Raw genomic sequence first — 7,034 nt, 5'->3', positions numbered from 1 at the left:
CAACTGCCAACTGTCAACTGCCAACTGCCAACTGTCAACTGCCAACTGCCAACTGCCAACTGCCAACTGCCAACTGCCAACTGTCAACTGTCAGATGAGTTTGGGAGTATTGAGTGAAGAGAATAGTTGGGAGCGATCGGCAATTTAGTTGCCTTCACTCAAAAATTCTCTTCCAACTCAACACTCACAACTCAAAACTATTGAGATAGCGTGCGGCGCTTAGTAACCATGCGGTAGGCTTCAATAATATCGCCATCCGCCCAGTCGCTAAACCCGCTCAAGGAAATACCGCATTCGTAGCCAGTATTGACTTCCTTGGCATCTTCCTTCATCCGTTTGAGGGAGTCGAGGACACCTTCGTAAACGACATTGTTGCCGCGGCGCACTCGCACCTTGCAGTTGCGGATGACCTTGCCTTCGAGTACGTAACATCCAGCCACAGCCCCGCGACCGATCGCGAAGACAGCGCGCACTTCCACCTTACCGAGTGGTTCTTCCACGAGTTCGGGTTCCAGCAGACCTTCCATTGCCCCTTGAATGTCATCCAAGAGGTTGTAGATGATGCTGTATTCCCGCACGTCTACGCCGGCTTGGTCTGCCGCTTGGCGAGCGCCACTGGCGAGATTGGTATTGAACCCGACAATCACAGCATTACTGGCGGAGGCCAGGTCAATATCAGTTTCTGTGATTTCCCCAGGAGCAGATAGTAGCAGTCGGAGTTGAACTTCTTTTTGAGGAAGTTGAGTCAGAGCGCCGACAATTGCTTCGAGCGAGCCTTGGACATCTGCCTTCAAGATCAAGTTGAGTTCCTTGAGAACGCCTTCCTTAGCTTGTTGAGAGAAGCCGCTGAGGCTGATCCGGCCGCCTTGCAGCAGACGGGAATCTCGTTGGGATGTAGCTCTGCCATCGGCGATCGCTGCTGCTTCTTTTTCGTTTCCGAAGACATCGAACTCATCTCCGGCGCGAGGCACTTCCCGTAAGCCCAGCACTTCCACCGCGAAGGATGGAGTTGCTTGCTCTACGTGATCGCCTCGGTCATCGATCATTGCCCGCACCCTGCCCAGAGCAGAGCCTGCGACCACAATATCCCCCACTCGCAGAGTGCCGTTCTGCACCAGCAGAGTTGCCACAGGCCCCCTTGCCTTGTCAAGGTGAGCTTCAATCACCGTACCCTTAGCAGGTCGGTTGGGGTTAGCATAGAGGTCTTCCATTTCCGCGACTGTCAGAATCATTTCCAACAACGTATCCAGGTTTTCGCCTCGGATAGCGCTGACTGGAACCATCGTGATATCGCCGCCCCAGTCATCTGCAACCAAGCCGTACTCAGTCAGCTCTTGCTTCACCCGTTCCGGCTGAGCGCCCTCCTTGTCAACTTTATTAATAGCCACAACAATTGGCACTTTTGCCGCTTTCGCGTGACTGATAGCTTCAATTGTCTGAGGTCGCACGCCGTCGTCCGCCGCCACCACCAAGATGGCGATGTCTGTAACTCGCGTTCCCCGAGCGCGCATTGCTGTAAAGGCTTCGTGGCCCGGCGTATCCAAAAATACCACCTGCTGGCTCTTGCCTTCGTGTTCCACATCCACGTGGTAAGCGCCGATATGCTGAGTAATACCCCCAGCTTCTCCCTGAGCCACTTTTGTTTTGCGGATCGAGTCGAGCAAAGTAGTTTTGCCGTGATCCACGTGGCCCATAATCGTTACCACTGGCGGACGGCGCTGGAGGTATTCCATATCTGTTGCATCCAGCATCTCGATCACTTTGATCGCTGGAGCTACTTTTTCTGGGGTTTCTACCTCTACGCCCATTTCTTCGGCTACCATTCTCACCGCTGGAATGTCCAGGGTTTCAGTAATGTTAACCGCAATACCTTTAGAGAACAGCCGCTTAATAATTTCGGTTTCGGGAACTGCCAAAGTAATTGCTAGTTCTTGAACGGTCATCGGTCTGCTCAGTAGCAGCTTTTCTGGACGTTCTACCTTAGCTTCGGCTGTTTTGCCCCGGTTGCCGCGTCCCCCGGAAGAACCAGAAGAGCTTTTATCGTGAGAAGGGCCTGGTCTCTTATTTTTGCCACTGCTTCCGGGTGCGCCCGGAGTTGGTGTTGACTTGGGTGCTGCTTGTGACTTCGCCTTAGCTGGGCGGGCTAGAGACAGACTGACTGTGACTGGTGCTGGCAGATCCAAGCCATTTTCTAAGTCATCGTCATCTTCGTCTATGGGTTTGATGCGAGAACGTTTTGCCTTAACTGCTTTGGCAGCTTTGGCAGTATCTGAGTTTTCGTCATCATCTTCTTCCCAAATGACCTGTGTCTTTTTGCGAGGCCCAGGCAATGTCGGCCTGGCGAGAAGAGGAATATCCAGCAACGACGGCGTATCTTCTTCTAGATCGTCTGCGTCTTCTCCGGCGGGTGCGGTGTCACCGCCCCGGCTGCGCAGCCCGGTAGCTATGGTTGCCGGGGCTAGGCTGCGGCGCGGGCCCGGGCCTTGCTGTGGTCGATCGGCAAGTGCTGTTTTAACTGGTCCACCAGTCCGGGGTGGTCTTTGAGCGTCGCTACCTCCGGGTGCAGGTCTGCTGGGGCGGCTCGGTTTCGCCGGCGCTTCCAGAGTTTCTGTTTGTTCTGATTGCTCTTGCTCGGTTCTGGCGAGTTTGAGTACGGGTTTGTTTCCCTGAGTTTGTGGGTTGCGGTTAGCCGACTCCGATGCTGGTCTAACGGGCGGCGACGTGAGTTTTGCCGACGGCCCGGGGATGGCTGGCTGCTGCCGTTGGGTGCGTTCGGGAGCTTTTTCCGAGGGCGGTTCAGGTGCAGCAGGTGCCACTGGTGCAGCAGGTGCCTGAGCCTGGGCCGTTGTTTCTGCTGGGGCGATCGCACCTACTGTTTCCGTGACTTTTTCCGACACTGTTTCTGACGCAGCCCCGGAGCCAGCGACTGTTGGCTTTGAGAGTACAGGTCGATTGATATTGGGTTTAGCTGGAGGCTGGAGTTGTTGAGTTGCGGGCGATTTGGGAGGAGTTGCCACGGTTGCCCCTGGCTGGTTTTTGTTCTCCTCGTTGCCCGCCGCCCCAGATGAGGCACCAGCAGGTCGTACTTTTGGACTGCGTATTTCTAAAATTTGCTGCTTTTTTTGTTGGTCGTTAGGGTGAGGGCCAGATTCTCTAGATGGCGCTGCTGCTCTTTCAGGGGGAGCTGGCTTGCCGGGGGAAGAGTGGCTGGCTACGTATTTTTCCGCCGTTTTGCGGATGCGTTCTGCTTCTGATTCTGTAATTGTGCTGCTGTGGCTCTTGACTGAAATATTGAGCCGCTCGCAAACTGCCAAGATGTCTTTATTATCCAAATTTAGTTCCCGTGATAATTCGTAAATTCTTACTTTGCCGTTGTTCATCCACTCTGCCCTCTTTTGTGCCAACCAGTTTTTACATTTTGATTCTTTGTTCTAATGACGACATCATTCGCTGTGATTGATTCAGTGTCAGGAATCGGGGTTTTGGTACTCGCTCAGCAATTTTATCTAAAAGATACAACTTGCTGAAGTCTGCGGTTGCAGAATTCTCAAGTTTGTTTGGGAGCCGGACAACTCTTTAGTCTGAATTTTGGCAACTGCCACTTTCTCCAGCTTTCAAGTTTGTCTTTACCACCTTGAGGATACCTCTGCTAGTACCCTACCCTTATCTAATCTGACACAAATCTTTCCAGACTGGTGGGCAGATCGGATTGGGGTTTGAGAGCTGGCGCTACCAATAATTACTGGTAGGGCTGCCCGGCCCGGGTTTATACAGTTGAGACCGAACTATTATCGGTTTGGTGCCCGGTCGCGAACGAGTCGGATGTACAGTCAGATGTGGCTAAACGCTGCCAAAGTGTTTGGTAAAGTTCGTCAGACACAGGTGCTTTGAGCGATCGCCCAAGTCGATTTTTTTTCTGAGCTGCTTTGAGGCATTGACTCTCCGGACAAAGGTAAACGGAACGACCGAGACCACAATCTAATTGTACCTGATGAGAAGGATAGACCCTGACTACTCGCCAAAAAGCTTCCTTAGCAGCTATTTTTCGACAACTTGCACAGCACCGGTAGTTCGGTTTCATCGGATTGATAGGGGGCAGTAGGGAAAAAGGGGAGAGGGGGAGACAAGTGATTCTTGTCTTCCACTCGGGAAAATTTTGTCAATGTCGCAGTTTTTAGACTGGGGCTTCGGTTTCGTCCGTGGCGGCTGCCTCCTCTTTGGGTGGTTCTGCGATTTCCTCGTCGTCATCGTAGCCAAATGCTTCGTCTGCGTCGCCGTCATCGCCTCCTAGTTCTTCAAGCCTAGTTGCTTCTGCTGCCAGTTTGGTGTCTTCGGCGTCGCGATCGTACTTAGCAATATCTTTGATATCGATTTTCCAACCGGTCAGGCGGGCTGCGAGGCGGACGTTCTGACCTTCTTTACCAATAGCAAGACTCAGTTGGTCTTCAGCGACTAGGATGTGAGCGCGCCTGCCTTCTGGGGCAACCAAACGCACTTCGTCTACTCTAGCAGGACTCAGAGCATTAGCAATATAGGTTGCAGGGTCGGGAGACCAGCGAATCACGTCTATTTTTTCGCCGCGCAATTCATTGACTACTACCTGAATCCGCGATCCCCGCGCTCCGATGCAGGCTCCTACGGGGTCTACGTCGCGATCGAGAGTATCAACTGCTATTTTAGTCCGGGGGCCGACGTGGCGGGAGGGCGGATTTGCCTCCCTAGCTACTGCGACAATCCTCACCACCCCGTCTTCTATTTCTGGTACTTCGTTAGCAAACAGGTAAACCACTAAACCGGCATCTGCTCTAGAAACAAGTAACTGCGGCCCTCTAGTAGAGCCTTCCCCTACTTTTTTGAGATAAACCTTGAATGTAGCGTTGGCACGATAATTGTCGTTAGGCAACTGTTCGCGCTTGGGGAGTTCGGCATCTACTTCTGGCTGACCGAAGCTGCTGGTAACTGCCAAAATTACCGACTGCCTTTCAAACCTGAGCACTCTTGCTTGAAGAACGGTTTCTTCTAAATCTTTGAACTCTTCTTGAATCATTTTGCGCTGTTGGTCGCGCAATTTTTGAGCTAGCACTTGTTTAGTCTGGATCGCAGCCATGCGGCCAAATTCTTTTTGATTGGGCGTTACGTCTACCAGGACAATGCTCCCAGGTTGAGCTTCCGTGGCTACTTCTTGCACTTCCGAAAGCGATATTTCGTGATCGGGATTGACGACTTCTTCGACAATAGTTTTGTTTGCCAAAACACGAAAACCTTCTTGTTCTGCGTCGAGTTCTACATCAAAATTGTCGAAGTATTCTTCACTGAAGTGGTCTAGTTTTTGGGTGCGGCGGTAGCGTTCGTATCCTTTGAGCAGGGCTTCTCGCAAGGCTGCTTGGACGGCGTGTTTCGGTAAATTTCGCTCTTTGCTAATACCTTCGACCATTTCTTTTAGTCCGGGCAGGGGAACCATTGACATATAAAACACTCCTTTTTTTGCTTTGACAATACGTAATTGGTAATCGGTAATTTTTGAGAAAAAGTGGTGGTTGATGATTGATGAGTTACAAAGAGAGGATGAGGGGAGATGGGTACAGTCACAATTTATTGGTTGTTCCTATTTAACCCGCTACTACAGATGTGATTGTTAAAAAACAACTCGCAGCCAAGCGTTTTCAGCTTGCTGCGAGGCAATCTCAAAACTCAAATCTGGCGGCACAGGGGCTTCGACCTGCTCAGCCCAACGGCACCGCTCCTACAACTCAAGACTCAAAATTTACCTTGACTACTGCTTTCCTTCGTCGAGTTCAACTTTGGCAATTTGAGGGCGGGAAATTTTAATTTGTCGCCCTTTTTGATTGAGATAAACCACTGTTTCATCCCGGCCTACCAGTAGTCCTTTCCACTCTTTGATTCGCGAGTCGGGTTCGGCGGCTGTTACTGTCACGGGGAAACCTTTAAAGGTAATGAATTCTCGATCGCTGCTGAGCAATCGCGATATTCCGGGACTGGAAATCTCTAGCACGTAGGCGTCGGGGATGATGTCGGTTGCATCTAACTCGGCTTCCAGAGCTGTGCTCATCCGCTGGCAGTCTGCTAAACCCGTGTCTTGCTGGAGGTTGCGGATGTCTACCCGCAAGACGGGAGGATTTTGGTTGGTGTGAAATACTGCTCCCACTACTTCCAATCCCAGTGTTTCCGCAACGGGGGTAGCTAAGTCAATGATTTGTGGGATTAGGGGATGAGTCATATCGAATATTTAAGTTAAAACTCCTGAACTCGGACACAGTAAGGAAAAATCAGGTGTTGAGATTGCTTTGCTTTGACTCCCCCAAAAAACGGAGACAAGCCTCCGCAGGGCCCGGAGGGGAGAGCAAAAAATTTTAGAAGGCAGTCGGCGATCCCAGATTCAATGCCAGAGTAAATCTAGAATGGAAAATCTCAAATGGAAAATCGACTGACCTGGTTTTTGACCGCAATATATGAGGCTAGGAACCTTGAAATGGATTGGTAATCCCAGAAAAAGATGTCAGAGTTTCAAGCCCGAGGGTGAGCTTGTGGGGTTTAAATTCTGACATCTTTTTTCTGCTTTTTAGTCGGCGGATGACTTGGTGGCGTCGCCCGCGGCTGTTTGTCTTCAACTTGCGGGTGTGGTGCCAGAACCCGTTTGGCTGCGACTTATGCAACAAAAAAAGTGGGCTTGACCCACTCCTAGATGAAACAGTTTCTTCCAAGAAGTTTGAGGGCTGCTTCCGATCGAAGTTGACCTCAGTTCTCAGTTTAGCTCGATCGCCCGCCCTGTGACAAATCGCCTTCGGAACGAGCTCATTTGCGGAATTGGGCATGGGGCATGGGCCCGCGCAGGGCATGGGCCCGCGCAGGGCGAAGCGAAGCGGAGGGATGGGCCTGCGCAGGGCATCGGCCTGCGCAGGGCATTGGTTATTTGCAGCCCCCAGCGAGTCACAACTGACAACTGACAACTGACAACTGACAACTGTCAACTGACAACTGACAACTGACAACTGACAACTGACAACTGACAACTG

4 protein-coding genes are annotated in these 7,034 nt (G+C 51.5%); all 4 read right to left on the bottom strand.

The window, feature by feature from the left end:
* Positions 1-197: 197 nt before the first annotated feature.
* A complete protein-coding gene (gene infB, locus QT974_RS28645) occupies positions 198-3,380 on the bottom strand; it encodes a translation initiation factor IF-2 (RefSeq protein WP_333471782.1) in 3,183 nt (1,060 codons plus the stop codon).
* A gap of 386 nt (positions 3,381-3,766) precedes the next feature.
* Positions 3,767-4,081 (bottom strand): YlxR family protein, encoded by a 315-nt coding sequence (locus QT974_RS28640; protein WP_333471781.1) that lies wholly within the window; start codon positions 4,079-4,081, stop codon positions 3,767-3,769.
* A 93-nt stretch (positions 4,082-4,174) separates the two neighbouring features.
* Entirely contained in the window at positions 4,175-5,467 is a 1,293-nt protein-coding gene (nusA, locus tag QT974_RS28635; RefSeq protein ID WP_333471780.1) for a transcription termination factor NusA, read from the bottom strand.
* 306 nt (positions 5,468-5,773) lie between these two features.
* On the bottom strand, positions 5,774-6,238 hold the full coding sequence (rimP, locus tag QT974_RS28630; RefSeq protein WP_333471779.1) for a ribosome maturation factor RimP: 465 nt from the start codon (positions 6,236-6,238) through the stop codon (positions 5,774-5,776).
* Positions 6,239-7,034 lie beyond the last annotated feature (796 nt).

Source organism: Microcoleus sp. BM001215392 (genome assembly GCF_036700185.1).
Taxonomy (GTDB): Bacteria; Cyanobacteriota; Cyanobacteriia; order Cyanobacteriales; family Microcoleaceae; genus Microcoleus.
This window is presented reverse-complemented; position numbering and strand designations above follow the sequence as displayed.